Below are 26,121 nucleotides of genomic sequence, written 5' to 3' on the forward strand. Positions count from 1 at the left end.
TCGCGAAGAAGCTGTCGAAGGAGCAGTCGAACATGAAGCTGTTCGACATCGCGGAACGCCTCGAAACCGTGATGGCCGACGTGAAGAAGATGTTCCCCAATCTCGACTGGTTCAGCGCCGTGTCGTATCACATGATGGGCGTGCCGACGGCCATGTTCACGCCGCTGTTCGTGATCTCGCGCACGTCCGGCTGGGCCGCGCACATCATCGAGCAACGTGTCGACAACAAGATCATTCGGCCTAGCGCGAATTACACGGGACCGGAGAATTTGAAGTTCGTGGCGCTAAATAGGAGAAAATAGCGTCCGCTGTGCGCTCTCGGGGCGCGTGCAGTCCCCGGCGGTTGCGAAGTTGCAATCGCGCACTGTTTAATCTCTTGAAATTAGATAGAAAGGTTCTCTCCCATGAAAAAACTGCTGATCGCTACCGTTATTGGCGCTCTGTCTTCGACACTGCTGGTGACGGCGCCCAGCGCGTTCGCACAATCGTCAACCACGACGACCCACGCCAAGCCGAAGGCACCGCAGCCCAAGCGCCTGATCAAGCGCAAGCCGAACCCGGCCAAGGAAGCCAAGGTCGATCCGGTACCGGAAGGCGCGGAAAAGTGGTCGTGCAACGAAGGTCTGTCGTTCGAAATGAAGGGCGACATGAAGCGCGACCAGATCGTCACGGTCCACTGGGGCAACAAGAACTACAACCTGCCGCGTGAAACCACGACGACGGGCGCAGACCGTTTCCACGACGCGGCAAGCGGCATGGACCTCGTCGTGATCCCGACCAAGGCGATGCTGTTCTCGGACAAGGACAGCTCGCGTCTGGCCGACGAGTGCAAGACGGCTGCCATGACGGAAGGCGCACCTGCGCCGACGCAGTCGAACGCCATCAACAAGGCTCAGTAACACGGAGCTGACGGGATAACCTCGATGTCCGCACCGATCTCCAACGTCCGGCCCGATCCGGACACAGTACTGGTCGATATCGTCGACTACGTGCTGAATCACAGGCTCGAGAGCGATCTCGCGCTGGAGACGGCGCGCAACTGCCTGATCGATACGCTCGGCTGCGGACTCGAGGCCCTGTCCTACCCTGCCTGCACCAAGCTGATGGGACCGATCGTGCCGGGCACGATCGTCCCGAACGGCGCCAAGGTGCCGGGCACGTCGTTCCAGCTGGATCCTGTGCAAGCCGCGTTCAACATCGGCGCGATGATCCGCTGGCTCGACTTCAACGACACCTGGCTCGCGGCCGAATGGGGCCATCCGTCGGACAACCTCGGCGGCATTCTCGCGACGGCCGACTGGCTCTCGCGCACCGCCATCGCCAACGGCAAACAGCCGCTGGTCATGAAAGACGTCCTGATCGGCATGATCAAGGCGCACGAAATTCAAGGCTGCATCGCGCTCGAAAACTCGTTCAACAAGGTCGGCCTCGACCATGTGCTGCTCGTGAAGCTGGCTTCGACGGCCGTCGTCGGCCAGATGCTCGGTCTGACGCGCGATGAGCTGATCAACGCAGTCTCGCAGGCGTTCGTCGACGGACATGCGCTGCGCACCTATCGCCATGCGCCGAACACGGGCTCGCGCAAGTCCTGGGCAGCAGGCGATGCGACCTCGCGTGCGGTGCGTCTCGCGCTGATCGCGAAGACGGGAGAAATGGGCTACCCGTCGGTGCTGACCGCGAAGACGTGGGGCTTCTACGACGTGCTGTTCAAAGGACAGCCGTTCCGCTTCCAGCGCCCGTACGGTTCGTACGTGATGGAGAACGTGCTCTTCAAGATCTCGTTCCCCGCCGAATTCCACGCGCAGACGGCTGCCGAAGCAGCGATGACGCTGCACGGGCAGTTGCGCGCGAGCGGCAAGCGCGTCGAAGACATCGCGAAGATCACGATCCGCACGCACGAAGCCGCCATCCGCATCATCGATAAAAAAGGCCCGCTGAATAATCCAGCCGACCGCGATCACTGCATCCAGTACATGATCGCCGTGCCGCTGATTTTCGGTCGACTCACCGCGGCGGATTACGAAGACGAAGTCGCGCGCGATCCGCGCATCGACGCGTTGCGCGCGAAGATGCAATGCGTGGAAGACCCGCAATTCACGAAGAATTACCACGACCCGGACAAGCGCTCGATTGCGAATGCGCTGACGGTCGAGTTCGCCGACGGTTCGACATTCGACGAAGTAGTCGTCGAATACCCGATCGGTCACAAGCGTCGCCGCGCCGAGGGCATTCCGTTGCTGGTGGAGAAGTTCAGGACGAATCTCGCGCGGCGCTTTCCGGCGAAGCAGCAACAGGCGATCCTCGATGTGTCGCTGGATCAGGCAAAGCTCGAAGCGATGCCGGTCAATGAATACGTCGATCTGTACGTTATTTGAGTTAAGAAGCGTAGCAACGTCATTTCCTCGAAAACCCCAGGAAAATTATCATGGCCCACAACCTCCACAAAACGCTCAAGGAATTCGACAGCGGTTCCGGCAAAGGCAAGTTGTATTCGCTGCCGCAGCTCGGCAAGGCACTGAACGTGAAGATCGACCGTCTCCCGGTGTCGATCCGCCTCGTGCTGGAATCGGTGCTGCGTAACTACGACGGCAAGAAGATCTCGGAAGAGCACATCGAACAGCTCGCGAACTGGAAGCCGACGGCAGCGCGCGTCGATGAAATTCCGTTCGTCGTGGCGCGCGTGGTGCTGCAGGACTTCACGGGCGTGCCGCTGCTGGCAGACATCGCAGCCATGCGCGGCGTCGCGCAGCGCGCGGGCAAGAACCCGAAGTCGATCGAGCCGCTGGTTCCCGTGGATCTCGTCGTCGACCACTCGGTGCAGATCGACCACTTCCGCGAGAAGGGTGCGCTGGATCTGAACATGAAGCTGGAATTCCAGCGCAACAACGAGCGCTACCAGTTCATGAAGTGGGGCATGCAGGCGTTCGACACGTTCAAGGTCGTGCCGCCGGGCGTCGGCATCGTTCACCAGGTGAACCTCGAATACCTCGCACGCGGCGTGCACAAGAAGGCTGAGAACGGCGACACCGTGTACTACCCGGACACGCTGGTCGGCACGGACAGCCACACCACGATGATCAACGGCATCGGTGTGGTCGGCTGGGGCGTGGGCGGCATCGAAGCGGAAGCGGGCATGCTCGGTCAGCCGGTGTACTTCCTGACGCCCGACGTCGTCGGCGTGCACCTGAAGGGCAAGCTGCGCGAAGGCGTGACGGCGACGGACCTGGTTCTGACCATCACCGAACTGCTGCGCAAGGAGAAGGTTGTCGGCAAGTTCGTCGAGTTCTTCGGCGAAGGCACGCGCTCGCTGTCGCTGCCGGACCGCGCGACGATCGGCAACATGGCGCCGGAATACGGCGCGACGATGGGCTTCTTCCCGGTCGACGAAAAGACGATCGACTACTTCAAGGGCACGGGCCGCACGGACGCCGAAATCTCGTCCTTCGAAAACTACTTCAAGGCGCAGGAGCTGTTCGGCATTCCCGACGCCGGCGACATCGACTACACGAAGGTCGTCACGCTCGATCTGGGCACGGTCGCGCCGTCGCTGGCCGGTCCGAAGCGTCCGCAAGACCGCATCGAGATCACCCACGTCAAGTCGACGTTCACCGACCTGTTCTCGAAGCCCGTCAACGAAAACGGCTTCGCGAAGAAGGCGGCCGATCTCGACACGCAATACACGACGACCAACGGCGTCAACGTGAAGAACGGCGACATCCTGATCGCCGCGATCACGTCGTGCACGAACACGTCGAACCCGAGCGTGCTGCTGGCCGCCGGCCTGCTGGCGAAGAAGGCCGTCGAAGCCGGTCTGGAAGTGGCACCGCACATCAAGACGTCGCTGGCTCCGGGATCGCGCATCGTCACCGAATACCTGACGAAGACGGGCCTGCTGCCGTACCTCGACAAGCTCGGCTTCACGCTGGCTGCCTACGGCTGCACGACCTGTATCGGCAACGCGGGCGACCTGACGCCGGAACTGAACGAAGCGATCACGAAGAACGACATCGTCGCGGCAGCCGTGCTGTCGGGCAACCGTAACTTCGAAGCGCGTATCCACCCGAACATCCGCGCGAACTTCCTGGCGTCGCCGCCGCTGGTCGTCGCTTACGCAATCGCGGGCAACATCACGCGCGACCTGATGACGGAACCCGTCGGCAAGGGCAAGGGCGGCCGCGACATCTATCTCGGCGACATCTGGCCGTCGAGCGAAGAAGTCAACGCGCTGCTCAAGTTCGCACTGGACGCCGACGCGTTCCGCACGAACTACGCGCAGCTCACGAAGAAGGGCGACCTGTGGAGCAAGATCGAAGGCGAAGAAGGCCAGGTCTACGACTGGCCGAAGTCGACCTACATCGCCGAGCCGCCGTTCTTCGGCACGGACTTCTCGATGGAGCCGGCGTCGAGCATCGCCGCCGTGAAGGGCGCGCGCGCACTGGGCATCTTCGGTGACTCGGTCACGACCGACCACATCAGCCCGGCAGGCTCGATCAAGGAAGATTCGCCCGCAGGCAAGTGGCTGAAGGCAAACGGCGTGCAGAAGGCCGACTTCAACAGCTACGGCTCGCGCCGCGGCAACCACGACGTGATGATGCGCGGCACGTTCGCGAACGTCCGCATCAAGAACCTGATGATCCCGGCGAAGGAAGACGGCACGCGCGTCGAAGGCGGCCTGACGATTCACCAGCCGAGCGGCGAACAGATGTCGATCTACGACGCAGCGATGAAGTACATCGATGCCGACACGCAGACCGTCATCTTCGCTGGTGAAGAGTACGGCACGGGCTCGTCGCGCGACTGGGCGGCGAAGGGCACGCAGTTGCTGGGCGTGAAGGCTGTCGTCGCACGCAGCTTCGAGCGTATCCACCGTTCGAACCTGGTCGGCATGGGCGTCCTGCCGCTGCAGTTCAAGGGCTCGGACAGCATCCAGTCGCTGAACATCACGGGCGAAGAAACGTACGACATCGAAGGTCTCGGCGAAGACTTCAAGCCGCAACAGGAAGTCACGCTGGTGATCCATCGCAAGGACGGTTCGGAACAGCGCGTGCAGGTGCTGCTGCGTATCGATACGCCGATCGAAGTCGATTACTACAAGCACGGCGGTATCCTGCCGTTCGTGCTGCGCTCGCTGCTCGCGGCGTAAGTCATCGCTTTGCAGGTGCTGCGTTCTCTGTGAGGACGCAGTAACTTTTAGAAGCCCGGTCATGCCGGGCTTTTTTTTGTTCAGCGCCGATAGGCCGCCACTCGCTCCATCACGCGCTGCACATACTTTCGCGTCTCCGCATACGGCGGAATCGTGTCGCCATATTTGCGCACTGCCCCTTCCCCGGCGTTGTATGCGGCAAGCGCCAGCGATACATCGCCAAATGTGGCGAGGAGCGCATCGAGCAAACGCGCGCCCGCCATCACGTTCTGGTAAGGATCGAACAGATTATCCGCGCCTTGCAGCAGGCCTGTTTGAGGCATCAGTTGCATCAAACCTCTTGCGCCCTTCGGCGACACGGCCAACGCATTCCCGCCCGATTCGACATCGATCACAGCCATCAGCAACGCCTGATCGACACCGATACGCTTCGCAACCCGCTCGACGAGCGATGTCCACGCGAGCACTTTCGAAAGCGCAGCATGGGTGTCGCCATACGCGTCGCCGAACTCGACGATAAGCGGCTGATCCATCACAGCGTTCGCATCGACATCACGCGTTCCGCCGATCAACATCTCGACCGTGCCGCCCGCTTTCGCTTCGCAGACGCAACGGCCCACTCCGCAAGCCACGATCGCGGCGAAGACGAAATGACGCATCGGCATTACCGTCGTGTCGCCGCAAGTGCATCGTTCGCCGCATCCGCGCGAAACGGCGACTGCATCCGCACGATCGCCTCCGACTCCAGCGCAACCGGCCAGTGCTGGCGCATCGATCCATCGAATAGCGTCGTTCTGCACATACTGTCGGGCCGCCTCGGCGAGCCATATGCATCGACATTCGCGTCCGCCGGTTCGCGCGTGAACACGCCATTGGCGGCGATATTGCCGATCACATTCGTCGCGTAATAGAGCACCTTGTTCGCCAAAGGCACGACCAGATCGAAGCAATAGTGCACCCGCAGCTTCAGCAGATTCGCGTCCTGCACATTCACATCCGATTCCGCACCGTGCGCTGTGTCGCGATACATCAGCGTGTCGTTGGGGATTTCATCGTGCGCGACGCCTTCATCCGGATAGAAACGCGGACGCGCGAAGTCGCGCACCATCGCGGCCGTCGGGCTGACGATCATCATCGACGACGCCTCCGACGCAGCGCGTTGCCCGCCGGCAAGCGCAGACCGCACACCCGCCACATCTGCGCGGCGCGCATACAGCGGCGCGAGTCCGCGCGCGAGCCCCGCCTGCATCGCCCGCATCGAACCGTGACTGACGGCTCCTTCGCGCGCGGCTTCGAGCACGGCAACATCGAGTGTCGACCTGGCCTGATACAGCAGCACGAACTGCACGGTCACAAAGCCGAAGAACAACAGCAGCGGCACGACGACGAGAAACTCCGTCATGCCCTGCCCCGTCACACGGCGTTTGCCGGAGTTGCGCGACTTCACGCCGAAGCCCTCCATGCAAGCGTATCGCCGACATCGATATGCCACGCCTGCGCCGCATGCGCGCGCATTTCCACCGTGCTGCGCGCCCGCCGGCAAACGAGCACTCGTGCGCGGCCCACGTTGCGATGAACGGCCAGCACGCAGCCGCATCTATCGATAAAGACCACGTCGATCGGAAAGCGCATGCCGAACGTATGCACGGCGTTGCATGGTTCGAGCCACAGTGCACGGTCCGCATCGATGCCCGAGCGTCCGAGCAATCCACGCATGCGCTCGAACGGCCTGTCAGCCACGTCGACCGCAATACGCCTCGCTTCGCCACGATGAATCAGATGCGCGTGCTTCACAACAGGCCTTCTTGCATGAACTTCATCGCAATCGGGAAAAATAGAACGATGAACGTCACGGGAAAGATGAACACGAGCAACGGGAACACCAGTTTGACGGGGGCCTCCATCGCCTGCTTCTCTGCTCGCTGGAAGCGTTCCGCGCGCCGCTGCCCGGACTGGAAGCGCAACGTCTTCGCGAGCCCTGAACCCATTCGTTCCGCTTGCGCTATCGTGCGAACCAGGTTCGACACTTCGCCGATCCGCTGACGTTCGTCGAAGCGCCGCAACGCATCGCTACGGTTCAAGCCCGATTTCAGATCGCGCAGCACGTGCTCGAATTCGCGCCGCAGCGGCCCATCCGGGCCTTTCTCGACGGCCTTTTGTATGGCGCCGTTGATGTTGAGTCCCGCTTCGACGGCAAGCGTCAGAAAGTCCAGATAGATCGGCAACTGCCGCAGCACGGTGGCGACGTGACGCCGCCGCACGTCGCGCATCCAGATGCGCGGATAGAAAAAGCCGACACACATCGCGAGACACAGAACGGCCGCTGAAAACAGGCCGCTCGCGAGCATCACGATCGACGCGACAAGCACGACGCCGAACGACGACACCATCGACAACGCCAGAAACTGCCGCGCGTTCATCAGGAAGTTGAGCGACGTGAGACGCAGTTGTGCGTTGGTGCGTTCAATCAAACGCTCGCTGAACCAGCCAGCGCTGTAATGCGCGAGAAAATTGACGATGGGCCAGATGAATCGCAGCAGCAGCGGCAGCGCATCGAGCCACGTTCGATCTTCGTTCGGCACATTGCGCAACAGGCGCAGCGCCGCATACAGCGCGAGCACGCACACCAGCACGAGCCCCACGCCTATCGCAATCGACACAGTCAGCATGGGCGCCTACACATTGATGCGCACGATGCGCGCAATCGATGCATAGCCGAGCAGCTCCATCACCGCGATCACTGCGAGCGTCGCCCAGCCGATGGGTGACGCGAAAAGCGGCGCCATCGCAATGGGCTCCATCGCGCGCAGCACCATCATCAGGAAGAGCGGCAAGCAGGTCATCACGATGCCCTGCATGCGTCCCTGCGATGTCAGCGCGCGAATCTTGCCCTCCATTTGCAGCTTGTCTCGCAGCGTACTCGCGACGGATTCGAGTGCTTCCGCGAGATTGCCGCCGACTTCGCGCGATATCGTCACGGCGGCCGTCACCATCATGAAGTCGGGTACAGGTATGCGCTTTTCGATATTGCGCATCGCGACATCGAGATCGATACCGAGGCGAATCTCGCGCAGCAACAGATCGAATTCCTGCGCGATTGGCGGCCCCGATTCCTGCACCGCGCTTTCGAGCGCGATCGGAAAGCTCGCGCCTGCCCGCAAGCCGCCTGCGATCATCAACAGCATGTCGGGTAACTGGCGCTCGAGCGTGCGGATGCGCCGCGCACGCATCCATGCGAGCACCCTTCGCGGCACGCACCATACGAACGGCAGCGACGCGAACGCAACCAGAAAACTGCCGCTCAATAGCAACGCAAGCACGGGCACTACGGCCATCACGATCAGGGTCGCGGCCGCTGTCTTCTGGCGATTCACGAACACGAAGACATCGGCGAGCGATCGTTCGACTTCGCTCGCGAGATGACGCGAGCCGTTCGCGAGCGACGCCCGCACCGCATAAGCAATGAACCAGATCGAGAGCGATGCGCCGAAAAACACGAACAGAAGAAGGGAATTCATCAGTAGAGCCTCACTCGCTGTGCGTAAAAATGGCGGTGTCGACGGGAATACGGCGGCGCATCAGATCCTGATAGAAGTCGGGGATATACGAAGTGGGCACGAAATGCCCGCGAATCTTGCCGTTTTCGTCGAGGCCCGCTTCCATGAACACGAAGACATCCAGCAACTGGATCACACCCGATTCGATACCGCTGACTTCCGTGATGTGCGTGACGCGCCGCGAGCCGCACGAGAAGCGCGTCTGCTGCACGATGATGTCGACGGCCGCGCAAACCTGTTCGCGTATCGCCTGCACGGGCAGATCGAGTCCCGCCATCAAGGTCATCACTTCGAGACGCGCGATGCAATCGCGCGGCGAGTTCGCGTGCGCCGTGGTCAGCGAGCCGTCGTGTCCCGTGTTCATCGCCTGCAGCATGTCGAGCGCTTCGCCGCCTCTGCATTCGCCGACCACGATACGATCGGGCCGCATCCGCAAACAGTTGCGCACGAGTTCGCGTATCGTGACGGCGCCCTTGCCTTCCAGGTTCGCCGGTCTCGTTTCGAGCGCGACGAGATTGGGCTGCGACAGTTGCAGTTCGGCCGCGTCCTCGACTGTGACGATGCGCTCTTCGTCCGGAATATAGTCGGACAGCACGTTGAGCAGCGTCGTCTTGCCCGAGCCCGTGCCGCCCGATATCACGATGTTCGCGCGATGTTCGACAGCCGTGCGCAAGAACGCGAGCATCGCGGGCGACAGCGAGCCGAAGGCCTGCAGATCGTTGCCGCGCAGCTTGTGCTGCGGAAACTTTCGCACCGTCATGCTCGGCCCTTTCAGCGCGAGCGGTGGAATCACGGCGTTCACGCGCGAGCCGTCCCTGAGACGCGCGTCGACCATCGGCGAACTTTCGTCGATACGCCGTCCGATCGGTGCGACGATCCGCTCGATGGCGCCGAGCACCGCGCGCTCGTCGGTGAAAATCACGGGCGAGCGCCGCAATCGCCCTTGCTGTTCGACGAAAATTTCATCGTGCCGGTTGACCATGATTTCGGAAATCGTCGGATCGGCGATCAGTTCTTCGAGCGGACCGAGTCCGATGATTTCGTCGAACACGCTCTTCTTGAGCGTCGGCAGCGGAATGTCCGTGCGATGAAAATTCGTATCGCGCGCGAGGATATCGTCGAGCGCGTCGCCGACTGTCGCGCGCAGTTCGTCGTCGGCCATCCGCGAGACGTTCAGGCGGCGCAGATCGAGCGCGTCGATCACCTTCATGTGCAACAGCTTGCGCAAGTCGATGCCTTCGGGGCTGTTGATCGGCGCGATGTATTGCGACTCGTCGGTACGTGGAGGTTTCATCTCCTCTCGCGTGCCGGCATCGACGCAAGCGGGTTCGTCCGGCACGGGCCGCGCCGCATGCGCCGGAGCGGCAAGCGTCACCTGCGCCGCCTCGACTATGAGCAGCGTCGTGCCGATCTCGATCTGATCGCCTTCCGCAAGCGGTCCATAGCGCACGACCGGCGCGCCGTTCACCGTCGTCGCGACGATGCCGCCCTGATCCTCGACATACCACGCATGAAAGTCCTTCACGATGCGCGCATGCGTACGGCCGACCAGCATGCCTTTGATCACGATATTGCAAGACGGGTCGCGGCCGATCGTGCACACGCCGTCGATGTGGACCTTGCGCGCGGGCGCATTGCGCGATTGCACTTGCAGTTTCAGCATGTTCTTCAGTGTGAGGGATTGTGTGGTGCGTCCGAAGGCGCCGGCGGTAGAACGGGCACATCGAGCGGACTGCGCGCACCGTACTGTTCCGCATAGCGTCGTGCGCCTTCCTGCGCACGCGCCAGCAGCGTGGTATTCGGTTCACGCGACGGCTCCGAGATCAGCGGTGTGACGAAGATCACGAGATCGCTGTTCTTCGCGCGAAAGCTGTCCGAGCGGAACAGTTGCCCGATGATGGGCAGCCTCGCGAGAAACGGCATACCCGCCGATGCATTCAACGCATCCGCACTGACGAGGCCCGAAATGGCGATCGTTTCGCCCGCGCGCAGAGAAATGTCCGAACTGGCGCTGCGCGTCAGAAAGCCAGGAAATCCGCCATACGACACCGACGGATCGATCTGGCTGATCTCCGTCTGGACGGTCGCCGAGATGACGTCGTTCGCATCGACAACGGGCTTGATGTTCAACCGGATACCGTACGGCTTGTATTCGACGTCGGTCGTGCCGAGCGCGCCCGCCTTTGGAATCGGCACTTCGCCGCCCGCGAGAAACGATGCCGTGCCGCCGCTCTTCGTATTCAGCTCGGGGGCCGCAAGAATGAACGCGTCGCCGTTGTTGATCGCGAAGTTGATGCGCGAGGTGATGGTCGACGCAATCCCCGCAAGAAAGAAGTTTGCGCCGCTCGCTGCGCCGGAACCGATAAAGCCCTGCCCCGACACCTGCGGTCCAGCGAACTGGCTGTCCCAGGCAATGCCGATGTCCTTCTGCCCTGTGCGCGTCACTTCCATGATTTGCACCTTGAAATGCAGGGTCTTCTTGAGCGCGTCGCCTTCGTCGATCATCGTCGTGTCGATCACGTTCGTCATATCGGCGATGGCGGCTTTCACCGCGGCCGCCTTGTCGCGATGCACGCTGCCGGACAACACGATGTTCGGCCCGACTTCCTGCACGCGCAGGCCGGGCACCGCCGCCAATACGCTGCGCAACTGAGCCGCCGACATGCCGACGTCGCCTTTCGCGATGCGCAGCGTCGTCTGCAGCGCGACACCGCGCTCGTTCCACACGACGAGCGACGTGATGCCCGCGCTTTCGGCAAGCAGCATCACGCGCCCATCGACGACATTCGCCGTCACGAGCTTGCCGTTGCCGATCGCGATGCGTCTGATCGTACCGGGCACGTCGAGCATGCGCACCTCGCCCTTGTACAGATCGAGCACGGCGGCGCTTTGCGCGGCGAGTGCATCTGCTGCGCTCGTACCAAAGGCGGGACAGGTCATGAAAAGTGCTGCACTCGTGCAGCATCGCAGCGCATTGGAATAGAAACCTGCTTTCATCGATGACTCAAGATTTTTTAGTTCTGCCCGCCGATGCGGTGCGTAGCGTGTTGCTGCAATTGCTTCGCGATGACGGCAGCGCTATCGAACAGCGTCGGCGAAGTGGACGCGGGTTCGCTCGCACTGAGACTGCGCTCGCGCGGATTCGCCGCGTCGCCCGATGACATCGGTGCGACCTGTGCGACGCTCGCCGTCGGCGCGCCTGAGCCACCGCCCGCAATCACTTCGACAGACTCGGAGTGCGCCGCACGCTGCGCGCCGAACACGTCGCCTTCCGTCAACGCAACGGGTGATGCCGACGTGTCGTCATCGGCGTTGCGAAGAATGAGCCGCAACGTGCCGATCTTTTGCGCGAGCACGATGCGCGGCGCGTCGGCAGCGGGCACCTGCATCGTGACGGTGTCATAGCGCGAGGCGTTGGCCGGTTCGTCCACGTCGCCTGCATCGCGGGCTTTCACGCTGTGGCCGGTCGCGAGCACCAGCACAGCGGGAAGCAACAGGCGCACCGCGTTGCCCTCGCCTGCCGACGTATCGGCTTGCGCGCCGACCCAGTACATGTCGACGCGATTGCCGGGCCGCAGCATCGACGCCGTCGAATTCACCGCGTCGATTTCCAGTGTCAACGCGCGCTGTCCGGCGGGCAGCGTGTCGGAGAAGTCGCGCCCACGCAGCGCGTCGATATCGCTCATGCGCAGCGGCCGACCATGCATCACGGCACGTACGAGCTTCGCCTTGCGGAATGCGTCGAAAGCATCGACCCGAACCATGTCGTCGTAAACGAGATCGGCGGCAATCTCGCGCGCTACGAACGCATCGCTCGACAAGGGCGTGCCGGCCGGCACATCGCGGCGCGGCACGACGACTTCGACGCCGCGCTGCGTGAGCTTGCCCGTCACTTCGGCGCGCACATGCGCTTCGCGCTCGCCGAGATAGCGATAGACGAACCACGTGAGCGCGCCCGCCGTCAGCACGGCAGCGAGCAACAGCAGCCACGCATTGCCCAGCAGCGAATGGAACTTGATCTTCCTGAACATCGTATTCAAAGCGAAGTGGCTACGGTAAGGAGAGCGCGAAGCTATACGCGCGATACAGCGATCTGAACGCCGCACAAAGCTGACTGATGATCGACTGATCGCCGCCCGCGACCAGTGCGGCCACGATCACAGCCGTCACGACGAGATACTCGACGGCTGCCTGGCCGCGCTGCATCCCGCTGCGCGGGCATCTGATTTCAAGGGCCCGTCGTCGCATGGATCACGGCCTCCGTCGGTCCGTTGCGGTTGGAGAAAACGGCGTCGATCCGCTCGCTGCCGCGCTGCATCGCGAGCATGTGACCCGTTGTGTGCTGTGATCCGTCGAGCCGCAGCGCGGGCATCTGCGTAACGACTCGCCAGCCGGATTGTTGAAGCTGACGCGCGTAGCGTTGCGCGCTTTCCTTCGTTTCGCCTGACATGTCGAATAGCCACGTGCGCCCTGCCTGTCGTCCGTCACGGCTTTCGACATCTAAAACCGTTCGCGCTCCATCAGGCAGCCGAACGAGCGATGCATCGACGCGATGCGTGGCGCCTGCGCCGTCCAGACGCATGACGCTCAGCAACCCCTTCGTCGGCCCGCTGTCTCCTCGCGACGGCATGACGAGCACGTAATGACACACGCCGTCGAGTGCCGCGAGCAGAAGCCCCGATACGTCGCGGCGCTCGATTGAAGGAACGTGTGCCTGCGCCCAGAACGCACGGAATTCGTTCGACACTTCCGTGGACGTCCCGCTGAACGTCATGCCGTAGATGGACGCCGGTACGCCTTCGATGAGCATGTCGCGGCCGATCATCTGCACATGCGATGCGTGGACAGGCTGACGGTCGCAAGCTGGGCCTGCGGCCATTGCTTGAAGCGGTGACATCGACAGCATCACGGCCCAAGCGAAGAACCACATCGATGCGACCTTCATCGCGCAAGCCGGTCCGCAGGCACGACGTCGGCGCGGATGCGGCCGAATTCGAGCGTATCGATTTCAGGCGCATACACACGCAACTTCCGATACAGCGAAGGCACGATCAACGGCGCGTTTGCTGCGGGAACGGCCTGCGCGAACAACGCTTCGGCGCGCGGCGCACCTTCGGGCAGCCAGGTGTTGGCGAGCAGCACATTCGTGTCATCGATCACGAAGCCGTCGAAGCCTTTCCAGAGGCGCCGCAACGCGTCGCTGTGCATGCCCGTCGCGATCCGCAATGTGGCGGATCGCAGAGCATCCGACGGCAAATCGAGCGTCGCGGAGAACGGCGCACCGCCTGCTGCCGTCGGCATCGAGCCAAAACCGTTCGACATATAAGCGTCGAGTTGCAGCGACAGGCCGGATTCGTTCGTACGGACCGTGACATCGCGCGCGTCGTCGAGAAGCGCGGTTCCGCTGGGGTCTTTCCACATCGCAGGTTGTGAGCGACGCTCTGCATCACCGCCTGCCATCAAGCGCGCAAGCAACTCGCGTTGAATCTGCTGATCGCTTTTCTGCACCTGCAACGCGTCGGTGCCGTAGCGCGCGAACCAGTTGCGCGTCGTGGGGCCGCTCGCTGCTGCATCGATCCACACAGTGCGTTCCCACGCCGCGTAACGCGCGCCCATCAGCGTGTGATTGCGGATATCGTTGAACCTGCCGAGCATGACGATACCCAGCAGCAGCACGCTCGTCGCAAGCATCGTCGCGACGAGAAACTCCATCAGCGCCTGACCGGATTGCGCGCGGGCGCGCCGTCTCATGCATGTCTTCATGGCGTGGTGGCGCGTGCATCCGACGGAAACTGAGCGGCCTGCGCGGCGGCGCGTTCTTCCTCGCTGACGGGTGCAAGCGACGCCTGCCAGTAAGGACTGAATGTGCTCGGATACTCGATCTTGCCGTCCTCGCGCCGCCATGCGCCCGCATCGAGCAACGCGCCTGCGAGCCCGTCGTCCAGCGCGTTCGAAGACGGTCGCACGAAGAAAGCATGCGCACTTGCCAGCGTGCGCATCGCGCCGCTCGCGCTGCCGTCGTCGACGCGCATGCGGCCCGCTCCGCCGATGCCCGCTGTCTTCGCGAGCGTCGCGGCCATGCGCTCCACTTCTATCGTGATGCGCGGCGCTTCGCTCGCAAGCGGCGCATGCGCGATGTCCTGATACGGCAACAAGCCGCCGTTTGCCGTATCGAGTGAAACACCCGGACCTTGCGTGAACTGCTCGGCCATCGCGGCGGGCACGTTCATGCCCGGTTGCGTGCTGTCCGGATCGCCAAAGTTCATATAGCCGCCGTAGCCCTTCCAGTCGCTCCACGCGACGAACGGCGGATGCGTCATGTAGCTCCTCACTTCGCCGTTCGTGCTGCCGCCGTGACCCGCAATGGCGTCGAATGTATCGACGCAGGTGATCGTGATGTGCGCCGTGCTTGCGTCGATCGATTGCCAGCCCTTCTTGTCGCTGCGCAATTGCGTACCGCCGACATGCGCGACGCGAATCGCGATACGTCCGCCACCCGGACAGCGCGCACTCGAATCGTCGAGCTGCTGATAATCGGGCGCGACGCTGCGCGACGACACACGCGCTTTCACGAAGTGGTCGAGCGTCGACGGATCGGTCACGACGCCGGCGAAATGATCGGCGTCGAGATTGCCTGCGGGCGTGACGGTGCGCGTGTACGTATGCCACGCGGCGAGTTGCGCGGCGTTGCGCGGACTCGTGAAGTAGCCGGACGTGACGTGCGTGTCGTGCTGATTGTGCTGCGCGACGTCGTTCGCGACCTCGGGCACAGCTGCAAACGTCGCAGCGTGATAGTTCGCCTGCGCATCGCTGAGCGCGCGCGTGATGCCGCCGACGCCTTTCGCGACGGCAGGCAGCAGCGCATCGAGCGTCGCGCGCACAGGCGCGATATCGAGCCGCGCACGGTCCTTCGGCGTGCGCCACAACGCAGGATGGTCGGCGAAGGTCGTCACGAGTTGCTCGGTGTCGGGGTTGCCCATATACGTGTTGTCGAGTTCGTCGATCCACGACTTCAGCGCGACCACCTGCGCGGCGCTCACCTGATTGGCGACCATCGCGCGGTTCGTGTACGCGGAGAAGTTGTAGTCGCGGGCCTGCAGAACGGCGGCGCTGTACGCAGCGGCATCGGCCGTGTTCTGCAGCTTGATCTTTGCGCTCGTCATCTGGAACGACCCGAAGGCGACATACAGACCGACGCCGCCGACCAGCAGGAACAGCAGCGCGGGCACCAGCGCCTGGCCTGCGTGCGAGCCCGATCGCCGACGGGACGTGCGTTTCATGACGACGACGCGCGACGCTTACTTGTTGCCCGTCGACAGACTGCCGTCGCTGCCGTACGCACCCATGCCCTTGTTCTTGTCGGCCTGGCTCTTGCCGTCCGTTGCCGCTGCGCGTGCGTCGTTGATATCGGACGTGCTGTCCGTGCCCGACATTTCATGCGTGAGACCGGCCGTCTGCTCGCGAATCGTCTTGCCGAACGACGCATACACGGCGATCGCCGAGACCGCGATCAGCGCCACGATGATGATGTACTCGGTCATGCCCTGACCGGCCTGTTTGCGAAGTTGACGTTTGAGGGAGATTTTCATAAGGACGAGCCAGAAATAATAAAGGGAATTACACGATACGGAATCAATTCATTGCCTCGTTATTCGGTTCAATAACCAGACAGGGAAACCAGTATAAAAACGCCGAATTGAAATTCGCTGAAGACATTTCTGCATTTTTCAAGTCAATTTTCCCAATCGATTACCCGACCGATCTGGCGTATCCGCCATACCACACAACCATCCAGGCGTATCGGCATTACGTGCAATCGATAAAACGCCTGAAGACATTAATCGATTCCATTCTTCCTGCAAATATCCAGCAAATTCCTACACACGACGCCTTTTCAACTGATATTTAGAAACACCGCTCGCGAATAGATTTCCCCGTCGAACCGGAACCGGCAACGGCGTTTTAAAGCCGCGTTGCCATTCCGCTCGATTCATCGTTTATTCAAGGGAAAACGCGAGGCATGAACAAAACCTATCAATCCGTGTGGAACGAAGCGGCAGGCACCTACGTCGCCGCGGCGGAAAACATTCGCGCACACGGCAAGAAGTCGAGCCGCTGTGCGCTCAACATTGCATCGGCGGCGCTTGCATCGGCCGTCACGTTCGGCACATACGGCGCGGCCTGGGCGGCCGATCCCGCACTGACGCCGAAGCCGACTTCGAGCGCGGCGAACCTCACGACGCCCACCCCGACCAGCGACTTCTTCTGCTTCCTCTTCTGGTGCGGAGGCGGCGGCAATACGACGAACATCACGTACAACGGCGTCAATGCGCAGGATGCGTACGCGTACACCTACGACCGCAACAACCTGAAGTACTTCCATGTCGACTCGAAGCTCGGCGAATCGTCGGCGAGCGGTGGTGGCGGCGATGCAATCGCGATCGGCGGCGCGGCGAAGGCGAACGGCGTCAGCAAGGACGGCTCGACCTATGGCTGGCCCGGCTCGACGGCGGGCAACGGACCGATCGCGATCGGCGGCGAAGCGCTCGCGCAGGGTGCGGCCAATCTCGCCGTCGGCATCGATGCAAAGGCTGACGGCCTGTATCACGCCGTCGCGGTAGGCGGCAACGCGCAGGCGGCGGATATCTACACCGTCGCCGTCGGCGGACACGCGCTCGCATCCGCGCAGACTTCGACGGCGCTCGGCTCGCATGCCGCCGCGCTCGCGAACGGCTCGGTCGCACTCGGCGAAAGCTCGGTCGCGACGCGCAGCAATACGGTGTCGGTGGGCAAGCAAGGCGCCGAGCGGCAGATCGTCAACGTCGCGGCGGGATCGGCAGGCACGGATGCCGTCAACGTGAACCAGTTGAATGCCGCCATCGCGGGTGCCGGCGGCAACGGCGGCGGAGGGGGCGGCGGCGGGGGTGGTGGCGGCAACGTCGTCCTGCCCACGGACCTGAAATATTTCCACGCGGCGTCGACGCTCGCCGATGCATCGGCGGCGGGCCAGGAAACGGTCGCGTTGGGCGGCAATGCGACGGCGCTCGCCAGCGGCTCGGTTGCGCTCGGTTCCCGTTCGGTCGCCGACCGCGTGAACACGGTTTCGGTAGGCAACGATCTCACCCGCCGCCAGATCACACACCTGGCAGCCGGCACGGCGGACAACGACGCCGTCAACGTCGCGCAGTTGAACACCACCGTGCAGAACGCGCTGACGGGCGGCACGCTGCCGAATCTCGTCGTCTACGACTCGGTGTCGCACGACGCGCTGACGCTGGGCGGCATCGGCGCGACGCATCCCGTGAAGCTGATGAACGTCGCCGGCGGCGCGATCACGCAAACCAGCACCGACGCGATCAACGGCTCGCAAATGTTCCAGCTCGCGCAGGCGACTCAGCAAGGTTTTAGCGACGTGGGCAGCGGCATGAGCGCGCTGGCACAGAGCACGGCGGCGTCGTTCGGCGGAGACGCGAGTGCCAACACCGCCGACGGCTCGATCACGCCGCCCAGCTACAAGATCGGCGGCCAGACCTATCACAACGTCGGGCAAGCGCTCGACGCGCTAGCGGCGGGCGGCGGCGGCGGCGGTGGCGGCTCCGCCAGCAGCGTCAACTACGATACGGCCGCGCACAACAGCGTGACGTTCGGCAGCACGCTCGCGCATGCCCCCGTCGCGCTGACGAACATCGCGAACGGCGCGATCAACGCGAGCAGCACGGACGCCGTCACCGGCAAGCAGATCTACGCGACGACCAGCAGCGTGGCGAGCGCGATCGGCGCGGGCGCGTCGGTGAAGGTAGACGGCACGCTCGCGGCGCCCGCCTATGTGATCTCCGGCGTCACCTATAACGACATGGGCAGCGCGATCAACGCGATCGGCGCGGTCGGTCAGGACGTGCAAGTGACGGCGAAGTACGTGAAGGTGTCGTCGACGGCTTCGCAGGCGCTGTCCAACGGTGTCGAGACCACCGCCATCGGCGGCGCGGCGTATGCATCGGGCGATCGCGCGGTCGCGATCGGCGCGGGCGCACGTGCGCAATACGACGACTCGGTGGCGATCGGCTCGAATGCGCAGGCGTATGAATCCGGTACGGTGTCGGTGGGCCGCAAAGGCGGCGAGAAGCGCGTGACCAACGTCGCGGACGGCGTCAAGGCAACGGACGCCGCGACCGTCGGCCAACTGAGCGCGCTGCAAAAATCGCTGTCGACGCAGACGCAGCCCACGCTGCGCTCGGCCCTGCTCACCGAGACCTCGGTGCTCGACTACATCAAGGTCAGCCCAAACGTGATGACGGGCTCGCCCACCGAGGTATCGAGCGATCTGAACGCGATGGCAATCGGACCTTCAGCGAACGCGTCAGGCGTGAATGCCGTCGCCGTGGGTGCGGGCTCGGGTGCCGCGCGCGCCGGATCGACGGCCGTCGGCTCGCGTGCCGCCGCGCTCGCGCTCAACTCGACCGTGATCGGCCAGGGCGCTTCGACGGGTTTCAATGCGCAGAACGGCGTGTCGATCGGCTACATGGCGGATGCCGAAGGCGCCAACGCGATGGGCTTCGGCTCGTTCTCGATTGCGGGCGGCGCGGGTTCGGTGGCGATCGGCTATAACGCGCTCGTGTACACCGTCGCCAGCAACGCGATGGCGTTCGGCACGGCGGCGACGGCGACGGCCGCGAACACCATCGCGCTGGGCAGCGGTTCGATCGCGGATCGTGCGAACTCGATCTCTGTCGGCAATGCGGCCACGCAGCGCCAGGTCGTCAACGTTGCAGCGGGCACGGCGAATACCGACGCCGTCAACGTCGCGCAACTCAGGGGCGTGACGTCGGCACTCGGCGGCGGCGCGAGCGTCGGCGCGGACGGCTTGCTGGTGAATCCTTCATACGTGCTCGGCGGCACGACCTATAACGACGTCGGCGCGGCGCTCACCGCGGCTGCGGGCGCAGGCTCGCCCGATGCCGTGAAATACGACACGAGCGCACACAACAAGGTGACGCTGGGCGGCACGGGCGCAGCGTCGCCGGTGAAGCTGGCGAACGTCGCGGCGGGCAGCGCGAACACCGATGCGGTGAACGTGAAGCAACTGAAGGATCTCGGCGCGAACATCGACGCCAGCGGCGCGGTCACGAGCGCTTTCGTCGCGTACGACGACGCGTCGAACGCGAGCGTCTCGCTGAAGGGCGCTGGCGGCACGAAGATCCGGAACGTCGCGGCGGGCAGCCTGAGCGCGTCGAGCCTCGATGCCGTCAATGGATCGCAGTTGTATCAGACGAACCAGAACGTCGCGAACGTCATCGCCGGCCTGAGCAACGCGAGCAACACGCTCAACAACATGAACGACGGCGGTGGCCTGAAGTATTTCCACGCGAACTCGTCGCTGATCGACTCGCAGGCGGGAGCGGAATCGGTCGCGATCGGCGGCAATGCGCAGGCGACGGCATCGAATGCCATTGCGCTCGGCAGCAATTCACGCGTCACGGCGAACAATGCCGTTGCGATCGGCGCCAACGCGCTTGCGGATCGCGCGAACAGCGTCTCCGTCGGCGCGAGCGGCGCGGAGCGGCAAATCGTCAACGTCGCGGCGGGCACGCAGAACACCGATGCCGTAAACCTCAAGCAGTTGAAGGATCTCGGCGCGAACGTCGACACCAACGGCAACCTGACGAACGCCTTCGTCGCCTACGACGATGCGTCGAAGACACGCGTGACGCTCGGAGGCTCGGGTGCTGCGAACGCGGTGAAGATGACGAACGTCGCCGCCGGTACTGCAAACAGCGACGCAGTGAACCTCAAGCAGCTGAAAGACCTCGGCGGGTCGTTCGATACGAACGGCAACGTGGCGAACGCGTTCGTGGCGTATGACGATGCGACGTCGAAGGGCACGGTCACGTTGAAGGGCGCGAGCGGCACGAAGATCGCCAATCTGTCCGCAGGCGCGCTGAACGCGGCGAGCAAGGACGCCGTCAACGGCGCGCAGCTGTACCAGACGAACCAGAATGTCGCGAACGTCGGCGCAAACGTAGTCAACGTATCGAACACGGTCAACAACATCATGACCGGCGGCGGCATCAGGTATTTCCACACGACTTCGCAACTCGACGACTCCAGCGCCACTGGCAGCGACTCGATCGCCATCGGCGGCGCCGCGCAGGCAGCGGACGCGAATGCAATCGCGCTCGGCGCCAACGCGCACGCCAACGCGTCGAACGCCATCGCGCTCGGCAGCGGATCGGTCGCCGACCGCGCGAACACGCTGTCCGTTGGAGCAAGCGGCGCGGAACGCCAGATCGTCAACGTCGCGGCGGGCACGCAGAACACGGACGCCGTCAACGTGACGCAGCTCAAGGGCGTGACGAGCGCGCTTGGCGGCGGCGCAAGCGTCGGCAGCGACGGTGCGGTCGCGAAGCCGACCTATGTGATCGGCGGAACGACGTACAACGATGTCGGCGCCGCCATCGACGCCGCCGCACACAGCGGCGGCGATGTGACCGATGCCGTCAGATACGACACCGCCGCGCACAACAAGGTGACGCTCGGCGGCGTGGGTGCTGCTTCACCCGTCAAGCTGTCGAACGTCGCGGCGGGCAGTGCGAACACCGATGCCGTGAACCTCAAGCAGCTGAAAGATCTCGGTGCAACATTCGACGCGAGCGGCAACGCGACGGGCGCGTTCGTCGCGTATGACGACGCGCAGAAGCGCACAGTCACGCTCAAGGGCGCGGGCGGCACGAAGCTGACGAATCTGCTGGCAGGCGCGCTGAATGCCAGCAGCACAGACGCCGTCAACGGTTCGCAGCTGTACCAGACGAATCAGGACGTAGCGAATCTCTCGGGCTCGCTCAACAACATGGGCGACACGCTCAACAATCTGAACGACGGCGGCGGCCTGAAGTATTTCCACGCGAGTTCGGTACTCGCCGATTCACAGGCGACGGGCGCGAATTCGGTGGCGATCGGCGGCAATGCGCAGGCGTCGACGGACGATGCGATCGCGGTCGGCAGCAACGCGCGTTCGACAGCTTCCAGTGCGGTGGCGCTCGGCACGGGTTCGCTCGCGGATCGCGCGAATACGGTCTCTGTCGGCGCAGGTGGTGCGGAACGTCAGATCGTCAACGTCGCGGCAGGCACGCAGAACACGGACGCCGTGAATCTCAAGCAGCTGAAAGACCTGGGCGCTTCGTTCGATAACAACGGCAACGTGTCGAGCGCATTCGTCACGTACGACAGCGCGTCGAAGAACAAGGTCACATTCGGCGGCGTGGGCGCGACGACGGCCGTGAAGCTCTCGAACGTCGCGGCGGGCAGTTCGAACACCGATGCCGTCAACGTGAAGCAACTGAAAGACCTCGGTGCTTCGTTCGATAACAACGGCAACGTGTCGAGCGCATTCGTCGCGTATGACGACGCATCGTCGAAGGGCACAGTCACGTTGAGGGGCGCGAGCGGCACGAAGATCACCAATCTCGCGACAGGCGCGCTGAACGCCAACAGCATGGACGCCGTCAACGGCTCGCAGCTGTACCAGACAAACCAGAACGTCGCGAACGTCGCCGGCAATGTGGCGAATCTCGCAGGCAACGTGAGCAACATGAGCGACACGCTCAACAATCTCGCGACAGGCGGCGGCTTGAAGTATTTCCACGCGACTTCGGATCTCGCCGATTCGCAGGCGACGGGCGCGAATTCGGTGGCGATCGGCGGCAATGCGCAGGCGTCGATGGACAATGCGATCGCGATCGGCAGTAACGCACATACCACAGCGGTCGGTTCAGTCGCGCTCGGTACGGGCTCGATCGCGGATCGCGCGAATACGGTGTCTGTCGGTGCAGGTGGTGCGGAACGGCAGATCGTGAACGTCGCGGCCGGCACGCAAAACACGGATGCCGTCAACCTCAAGCAGCTAAAAGACCTGGGTGCTTCGTTCGATAACAACGGCAACGTGTCGAGCGCATTCGTCGCGTACGACAGCGCGTCGAAAAACAAGGTCACATTCGGCGGCGTGGGCGCGACGACGGCCGTGAAGCTGTCGAACGTCGCGGCGGGCAGCGCGAACACCGATGCCGTCAACGTGAAGCAACTGAAAGACCTCGGCGCTACGTTCGATACGAGTGGCAACGCGACGAGCGCATTTGTCGCCTACGACGACGCATCGTCGAAAGCCACGGTCACGTTGAGAGGTGCGAGCGGCACGAAGATCACCAATCTCGCGACAGGCGCGCTGAACGCCAACAGCATGGACGCCGTCAACGGCTCGCAGCTGTACCAGACGAACCAGAACGTCGCGAACGTCGGCGCAAATGTCGGCAACGTATCGAACACGATCAACAACATCATGCTCGGCGGCGGCATCCGGTATTTCCATGCGAATTCGGCGCACGACGATTCGCTCGCAAGCGGCGAAGACGCGATCGCGATCGGCGGCGAAGCCCAGGCAAACGATACGGGTGCCGTGGCGATCGGCGCACATGCGCAGGCCACGCAGGCCGGTTCGATGGCGCTCGGCAACAACGCGCAGGCAAGCGCGTCGAACTCGGTGGCGCTCGGTGCGAACGCGTCGACGAATGCGGTGTTGACGATGCCCGCCTATCAACCCGGCACGACGGCGCTGGCGGGCACGACACCCGTCGGCGAAGTCTCCGTCGGATCGACAGGCAACGAGCGCCGTGTGACGAACGTCGCGGCAGGGGCGGCGGAAACCGATGCCGTCAACGTGAGCCAGCTCAGGTCGGCCGTCGATGCATCGTCCAGCGGCGTACTCGCGGCCGCCGTGCTATATGACGACGCCACGCAGCGCAACAGCGTGACGCTGGGCGGCACGACGGTCACTTCGCCCGTCGCGCTGAAGAACGTCGCGGCGGGGTCGATCGCCTCGAACAGCCGCGACGCGGTCAACGGCTCGCAGCTCTTCAATGTCGCGAGTTCGACGGCGGCGGTGCTGGGCGGCGGTGCGGCCGTCGGCAGCGATGGGAAGATCGGCGCGCCGACTTATGTGATCGGTGAGAAGTCGTATAGCGATGTGGGCAATGCGCTGACGGCAGTGGATAAGACGATCCGCTATTTCAAGATCCGCCCGCCCGAGAACACCACCGACCAGGCGCTGCCCGTCGCAACGGGCGAGGTTGCGCTTGCACTCGGAGCAGGCGCCGCGAGCAACGGCAATTACGCGATGTCCATTGGGCCTGGCGCACGCGCGACCGGCGTAGGCACCGTCGCGGTCGGTCACAACGCGGTGGCGAACTTCGACGGCTCGACGGCCATTGGCGAAGGGTCGCAGACCTACGAGGATAACGTCATTTCCGTGGGGGCGAAGGGAGCACTGAGACGCATCACAAAACTCGCCGACGGCGTCAACTCGGACGACGCCGTCACGATGAAGCAATTAGCCGAACTGCAAGATCAGATACCGCACTCGGGTAGCGGCCTTCGCTCGACGTTGCTCGGCGCGCCGAATCCGCTGGATTACATCGCCGTCAGTGCGACCACCACGGCGGCCAATGCGACGTTGACGTCGAACGACGCGAATGCGTTGGCGATCGGTCCCGGCGCAAGCTCGACTTCGGTCAATACCACCAGCGTCGGCACGCTCGCGACGGCGGGCGGCGCCAAGGCCACGGCCGTCGGCGCGGGCGCCGGGGCCGCGCGCGAAGGTTCGACGGCGGTCGGTCAGGGGACGGCCGCGCTGGCAGTCAATGCGACGGTCATCGGCACGGGCGCGTCGACGGGCTTCAACGCGACGAACGGCGTCGCGCTCGGCTATATGGCTACCGCAGAGGCAGACGGCTCGATGGGCTTCGGCTCGAACGCGGACGCCAACGGCATCGGCTCGATCGCCCTCGGCAACGGGTCGACGACCTTCACGACCGCCTCGAACGCCGTCGCCCTCGGCGCCAACTCGATCGCCTCGCGTGCAAACACGATCTCCGTCGGCAGCGAGTCATTTCAGCGGCAGATCATCAACGTCGCAGCAGGCACGTCGACGACCGACGCCGTCAACGTCTTGCAACTCAAGGGTGTGGCGAATCTGCTCGGCGGCGGCGCGGACCTCGCCAGCGACGGCTCGGTGAAACAGCCGGTCTATACGATCAGCGGGCGCACCTACAACGACGTCGGCACGGCGCTTGCCGCTGCGGCTGCGTCGGGAGGCGGCGCTTCGCCCGATGCCGTCTCGTACGACACGTCCGCGCACGATCGCGTCACCTTGGGCGGCGCGGGCGCATCCGCACCCGTCAAACTCACGAACGTCGCGCCTGCTCTGCTCGTGTCCGGCGGCACGGATGCCGTGAACGGCGGCCAGCTCTTCAACACGGCCAACACGGTCGCGGGCGCGCTCGGCAGCGGCGCCGCAGTCGGCGCGGACGGCAAGGTCAAGGCGCCCGCCTATGCAATCGGCGGATCGACCTACAGCAGCGTCGGCGGCGCGCTGGCCGCCGTCGATTCCGCACTCGCGACGGGCGGCAATCCGAACGGGCTCGTGTACGACTCGTCGGCGCGCAACAAGGTCACGCTCGGCGGCGCGGGTGCAAGCACGCCCGTCACGCTGACGAACGTCGCCGACGCGAAGCTCGACAGCGACGCCGTCAACCTGAAGCAGCTGAAGGCAGCGGGCATTGCCGTCGATCCGTCGACGGGCGTCGTCACCAACGCCCTCGTCGCGTACGACGGCGCGTCGAAATCGAGTGTCACGTTCAACGCGGGCGGCTCGCCGACGCAGCTGAAGAACGTCGCCGATGCCGTCGATGCGTTCGACGCCGTGAACCTGCGGCAGATGCAGAGCTACGTGTCGACGCAGATCACGAACTTCACGCCGGCCGTCGTCGTCGACGATCTGCCCGTGGGCACGGCGACGGGCCAGGACGCCATCGCGATCGGCACCGGCGCGAACGCGTCAGGGAACTCGGCGATCGCGATCGGTGCGCGCACATCGACGACGGGCGATCAGTCCGTCGCGCTCGGCGCGGGCGCATCGGCTCCATCTGCGAATGCCGTCGCGCTCGGCGCGAACTCGGTGGCCGATCGCGACAACAGCGTATCGGTAGGCGCAGCGGGAGCGGAGCGTCAGATCACCAACGTCGCGGCGGGCACGGCGGCAACGGATGCCGTCAACGTCGGGCAGATGAGCAGCGCGATCAACGGCGTCTACAAGAGCATGCAGGACATGGACCGCGACAACCGGCGCGGCATCGCATCCGCGTCGGCGTTGAACATCGTCACGCCGTATCTGCCCGGACGCACGACGCTCAATGCGGGCGTCGCCGGCTATCGCGGCACGGCGGCGCTCGGCGTCGGCGTTTCGCGCTGGAACGAGAAGGGCACGGTGAACTACAACCTCGGCGTGTCGAGCGCGGGCGGCAACAGCACGATCGTCCGCGCGGGCCTCGGCATCGTGTTCGGCAACTGATCCGCTGATCTGACCGGGCTGCGCGG

Annotated in this window: 18 protein-coding genes; 5 read left to right on the forward strand and 13 right to left on the reverse strand. The window is 63.9% G+C overall.

Features of this window, described 5'->3' with window-relative positions; genetic code table 11:
• The 4 genes from G3N95_RS05855 to acnA form a co-directional block, all read left to right on the forward strand.
• Positions 1 to 302, forward strand: a 302-nt coding sequence (locus G3N95_RS05855; RefSeq protein WP_277397995.1) for a citrate/2-methylcitrate synthase, incomplete at its 5' end; no start/stop codon positions are given.
• A gap of 102 nt (positions 303 to 404) precedes the next feature.
• Positions 405 to 899, forward strand: coding sequence for a hypothetical protein (locus tag G3N95_RS05860; RefSeq protein WP_205969064.1), 495 nt, complete (start codon positions 405 to 407; stop codon positions 897 to 899).
• 24 nt (positions 900 to 923) lie between these two features.
• Complete coding sequence (locus tag G3N95_RS05865) at positions 924 to 2,375, forward strand: bifunctional 2-methylcitrate dehydratase/aconitate hydratase (RefSeq protein WP_205969065.1); 1,452 nt, start codon at positions 924 to 926, stop codon at positions 2,373 to 2,375.
• A gap of 50 nt (positions 2,376 to 2,425) precedes the next feature.
• A complete protein-coding gene (acnA, locus tag G3N95_RS05870; protein WP_205969066.1) occupies positions 2,426 to 5,143 on the forward strand; it encodes an aconitate hydratase AcnA in 2,718 nt (905 codons plus the stop codon).
• 80 nt (positions 5,144 to 5,223) lie between these two features.
• Here the strand turns inward: acnA and G3N95_RS05875 are convergent, their stop codons facing one another.
• The 13 genes from G3N95_RS05875 to G3N95_RS05935 all read right to left on the reverse strand — a co-directional run bounded on the left by G3N95_RS05875 (position 5,224) and on the right by G3N95_RS05935 (position 16,289).
• A complete protein-coding gene (locus tag G3N95_RS05875; protein ID WP_241018278.1) occupies positions 5,224 to 5,802 on the reverse strand; it encodes a lytic transglycosylase domain-containing protein in 579 nt (192 codons plus the stop codon).
• A gap of 5 nt (positions 5,803 to 5,807) precedes the next feature.
• Positions 5,808 to 6,605, reverse strand: coding sequence for a TadE family protein (locus G3N95_RS05880; RefSeq protein ID WP_205969068.1), 798 nt, complete (start codon positions 6,603 to 6,605; stop codon positions 5,808 to 5,810).
• A complete protein-coding gene (locus G3N95_RS05885; protein WP_205969069.1) occupies positions 6,587 to 6,937 on the reverse strand; it encodes a DUF192 domain-containing protein in 351 nt (116 codons plus the stop codon). The genes G3N95_RS05880 and G3N95_RS05885 overlap by 19 nt, the downstream gene beginning before the upstream one ends.
• The gene (locus tag G3N95_RS05890; RefSeq protein WP_205969070.1) at positions 6,934 to 7,812 is read right to left on the reverse strand and encodes a type II secretion system F family protein; all 879 of its coding nucleotides are present in this window, start codon (positions 7,810 to 7,812) and stop codon (positions 6,934 to 6,936) included. The genes G3N95_RS05885 and G3N95_RS05890 overlap by 4 nt, the downstream gene beginning before the upstream one ends.
• Before the next feature lie 6 nt (positions 7,813 to 7,818).
• A complete protein-coding gene (locus G3N95_RS05895; protein ID WP_205969071.1) occupies positions 7,819 to 8,661 on the reverse strand; it encodes a type II secretion system F family protein in 843 nt (280 codons plus the stop codon).
• Positions 8,662 to 8,671: 10 nt separating this feature from the next.
• Complete coding sequence (locus G3N95_RS05900; RefSeq protein ID WP_205969072.1) at positions 8,672 to 10,363, reverse strand: ATPase, T2SS/T4P/T4SS family; 1,692 nt, start codon at positions 10,361 to 10,363, stop codon at positions 8,672 to 8,674.
• A gap of 5 nt (positions 10,364 to 10,368) precedes the next feature.
• Positions 10,369 to 11,640 (reverse strand): pilus assembly protein N-terminal domain-containing protein, encoded by a 1,272-nt coding sequence (locus G3N95_RS05905; RefSeq protein ID WP_241018279.1) that lies wholly within the window; start codon positions 11,638 to 11,640, stop codon positions 10,369 to 10,371.
• A gap of 74 nt (positions 11,641 to 11,714) precedes the next feature.
• Positions 11,715 to 12,731, reverse strand: coding sequence for a Flp pilus assembly protein CpaB (cpaB, locus tag G3N95_RS05910; protein WP_205969074.1), 1,017 nt, complete (start codon positions 12,729 to 12,731; stop codon positions 11,715 to 11,717).
• 19 nt (positions 12,732 to 12,750) lie between these two features.
• Positions 12,751 to 12,906 (reverse strand): hypothetical protein, encoded by a 156-nt coding sequence (locus tag G3N95_RS05915; RefSeq protein ID WP_346778363.1) that lies wholly within the window; start codon positions 12,904 to 12,906, stop codon positions 12,751 to 12,753.
• Positions 12,907 to 12,928: 22 nt separating this feature from the next.
• Entirely contained in the window at positions 12,929 to 13,645 is a 717-nt protein-coding gene (locus G3N95_RS05920) for a hypothetical protein (protein WP_205969076.1), read from the reverse strand.
• The gene (locus tag G3N95_RS05925) at positions 13,642 to 14,451 is read right to left on the reverse strand and encodes a hypothetical protein (protein ID WP_241018280.1); all 810 of its coding nucleotides are present in this window, start codon (positions 14,449 to 14,451) and stop codon (positions 13,642 to 13,644) included. The genes G3N95_RS05920 and G3N95_RS05925 overlap by 4 nt, the downstream gene beginning before the upstream one ends.
• Before the next feature lie 8 nt (positions 14,452 to 14,459).
• Positions 14,460 to 15,980, reverse strand: coding sequence for a hypothetical protein (locus G3N95_RS05930; protein ID WP_205969078.1), 1,521 nt, complete (start codon positions 15,978 to 15,980; stop codon positions 14,460 to 14,462).
• An 18-nt stretch (positions 15,981 to 15,998) separates the two neighbouring features.
• The gene (locus G3N95_RS05935) at positions 15,999 to 16,289 is read right to left on the reverse strand and encodes a pilus assembly protein (RefSeq protein WP_205969079.1); all 291 of its coding nucleotides are present in this window, start codon (positions 16,287 to 16,289) and stop codon (positions 15,999 to 16,001) included.
• 431 nt (positions 16,290 to 16,720) lie between these two features.
• Here G3N95_RS05935 and G3N95_RS05940 point away from each other — a divergent pair, with 431 nt between their 5' ends.
• Positions 16,721 to 26,095, forward strand: coding sequence for an ESPR-type extended signal peptide-containing protein (locus G3N95_RS05940; protein ID WP_205969080.1), 9,375 nt, complete (start codon positions 16,721 to 16,723; stop codon positions 26,093 to 26,095).
• Positions 26,096 to 26,121: the final 26 nt, after the last annotated feature.

Source organism: Paraburkholderia sp. Tr-20389, from assembly GCF_017104565.1.
In the GTDB taxonomy this organism is placed as follows: domain Bacteria; phylum Pseudomonadota; class Gammaproteobacteria; order Burkholderiales; family Burkholderiaceae; genus Paraburkholderia.

Coding starts and splice junctions, on each gene's coding strand:
- G3N95_RS05875 (WP_241018278.1), bottom strand. CDS start 5,802: ATGCGTCATTTCGTCTTCGCCGCGATCGTGGCTTGCGGAGTGGGCCGT.
- G3N95_RS05900 (WP_205969072.1), bottom strand. CDS start 10,363: ATGCTGAAACTGCAAGTGCAATCGCGCAATGCGCCCGCGCGCAAGGTC.
- G3N95_RS05935 (WP_205969079.1), bottom strand. CDS start 16,289: ATGAAAATCTCCCTCAAACGTCAACTTCGCAAACAGGCCGGTCAGGGC.
- G3N95_RS05865 (WP_205969065.1), top strand. CDS start 924: ATGTCCGCACCGATCTCCAACGTCCGGCCCGATCCGGACACAGTACTG.
- G3N95_RS05940 (WP_205969080.1), top strand. CDS start 16,721: ATGAACAAAACCTATCAATCCGTGTGGAACGAAGCGGCAGGCACCTAC.
- acnA (WP_205969066.1), top strand. CDS start 2,426: ATGGCCCACAACCTCCACAAAACGCTCAAGGAATTCGACAGCGGTTCC.
- G3N95_RS05915 (WP_346778363.1), bottom strand. CDS start 12,906: ATGCAGCGCGGCCAGGCAGCCGTCGAGTATCTCGTCGTGACGGCTGTG.
- G3N95_RS05925 (WP_241018280.1), bottom strand. CDS start 14,451: ATGAGACGGCGCGCCCGCGCGCAATCCGGTCAGGCGCTGATGGAGTTT.
- cpaB (WP_205969074.1), bottom strand. CDS start 12,731: ATGTTCAGGAAGATCAAGTTCCATTCGCTGCTGGGCAATGCGTGGCTG.
- G3N95_RS05930 (WP_205969078.1), bottom strand. CDS start 15,980: ATGAAACGCACGTCCCGTCGGCGATCGGGCTCGCACGCAGGCCAGGCG.
- G3N95_RS05880 (WP_205969068.1), bottom strand. CDS start 6,605: ATGGAGGGCTTCGGCGTGAAGTCGCGCAACTCCGGCAAACGCCGTGTG.
- G3N95_RS05920 (WP_205969076.1), bottom strand. CDS start 13,645: ATGAAGGTCGCATCGATGTGGTTCTTCGCTTGGGCCGTGATGCTGTCG.
- G3N95_RS05890 (WP_205969070.1), bottom strand. CDS start 7,812: ATGCTGACTGTGTCGATTGCGATAGGCGTGGGGCTCGTGCTGGTGTGC.
- G3N95_RS05860 (WP_205969064.1), top strand. CDS start 405: ATGAAAAAACTGCTGATCGCTACCGTTATTGGCGCTCTGTCTTCGACA.
- G3N95_RS05905 (WP_241018279.1), bottom strand. CDS start 11,640: ATGACCTGTCCCGCCTTTGGTACGAGCGCAGCAGATGCACTCGCCGCG.
- G3N95_RS05895 (WP_205969071.1), bottom strand. CDS start 8,661: ATGAATTCCCTTCTTCTGTTCGTGTTTTTCGGCGCATCGCTCTCGATC.